This is a genomic window from Streptomyces sp. NPDC002076, assembly GCF_053593835.1.
Window position 1 is genome coordinate 1 of the sequence record NZ_JBSFDI010000068.1, and the last position, 1712, is coordinate 1712.

At 65.4% G+C, this 1712-nt stretch carries 1 protein-coding gene; it reads right to left on the bottom strand.

Annotation, left to right across the window (positions count from 1 at the left end; all coding sequences use genetic code 11):
* Positions 1-11 precede the first annotated feature (11 nt).
* Entirely contained in the window at positions 12-1145 is a 1134-nt protein-coding gene (locus ACWCQS_RS46005; protein WP_451009993.1) for an IS630 family transposase, read from the bottom strand.
* Between the last annotated feature and the right edge of the window lie 567 nt (positions 1146-1712).

Genomic DNA, 1712 nt, shown 5'->3' on the forward strand with positions numbered 1-1712 from the left:
CTAGTGCCGCATCAAGCAACGTTCGCCCTGTCGACGAAATCGCGAAGGCGTTCGTCGGCGGCGTGCTTGTTCCGCCAGATGATGTAGCGGCGGATCATGCTGCCCTGCTCCTTGTGGCTCGTGTGGTCGGTGCCGTCCAGCGCGAAGTAGCGGAGGGCGGTGAACTGGGCCTCGATCCGGTTCAGCCAGGAACTGTTGGTCGGTGTGTAGGCGAACTCGACGTTGTTGACCGTGGCCCACTCGCCGACCCGGGTGTCCTTCTTCGTGGTCAGGTGCGGGGAGAAGTTGTCGAGCACGATCGCGATCCGGATCTGGGGCGGGTAGAGGCTGCGCAGGTATCGGCAGAACTCCAGGAACCGCGTCCGGTTCTTCTTCAGTTTGATGTGGCCGTAGAGCTTGTCCTTGCCCAGGTCGTAGGCGGCGAACAGGTGCCTGACGCCGTGCGGGCGGGTGTAGGTCGCGCGTCGGCGGGGCCTGGGTTCCCGGTCGGGGTCTTTGTGCCGGCCGCCGCGTTCGGCCCATTGCCGGCCGGGGTGGGGTTGGAGGTTGAGTGGGCCGAACTCATCCAGGCATAAGACGACTTCGGGTTCGCCTTCCTCGGGTATGACCTCGCCGTCGGCGATCGCGTAGAGGTGCTCAACGCGGGCCTTCTTGGCGGCGTAGTCGGGGTCGCGGGAGGTCTTCCAGGTCTTTATGCGTTGAAATGAGACGCCCTCCTCGCGGAGCAGGATCCGAAGGCCCTCGTGGCTGATGTCGTCGACCACCCCCTCGGCGACCAGGAAGTCGGCCAGCTTCGCCAGGCTCCAGGTCGAAAACGGCAGGCCGTGTTCGGCCGGCCTGGACTTGGCGATCTTCTTGATCTCCCGACGTTCCGGGAGACTGAAGGTTCTCGGCCGGCCGCCCTTGTACTTCGGATAGAGCGAATCGAAGCCGTCGGCATTGAAGTTGTGGATCACGTCCCGGACCCGGTCTGCGCTGGTGAACGTGACCTCGGCGATCTTCGCCACGGTCATGCCCTGCGCCGACAGCAGCACCATCTGGGCACGGCGCCAGGTCACCACCGACCCCGTGCCGCGACGGATAGTCCGCAGCAACCGCCGGCCCTCATCGTCATCGATCTCACGGACGCGTACTCGCTCAGCCACCCGCACATCCTGACGGCCACGCGCCACTCAGGACAGGACCGGCGGCGCGTCAATCACTCCTGTAGACCTGCCACCGCCGGTCTGTCAGTGCTCGGGTTAGTTCGGCGTCGTACTGATCGGCGTCAAAACAAAACGCTGGGGGCCGCACCTTGTCCCTGGGCACCTGCCAGTCGGACCACTCCACAATCCCGCCGTGCCGCTGCACGAACACGGACAGGTAGCCACAGCATCCGCCCGTGCACAAAGGCTCGCCCAGCACTACACGTCGCCCCTCGCCAGTCGCCCAGAGGGCACCATGACCGTCGGCGGGCAGCGCCTCCTCCGCAAACGGGCCCCGGCCTCCCTCTCCAACCGCCTCTGCCACCACTTCCTCGCCGTCGATCCGGAACTGCAACTGGGCAGCCCATCGCGGGCCCGGTGGCAACGCACTGACCTCAAGCCGATTGAACACCCGAGCACCCTACGTGGGACCTGGCCATCACAGTCATTTCCTACGACCGGGTGCGGGCATCTGGCCAACTACCAGTCGACGTCCCAAGAGGCGAACGTTGCTTGATGCGGCACTAG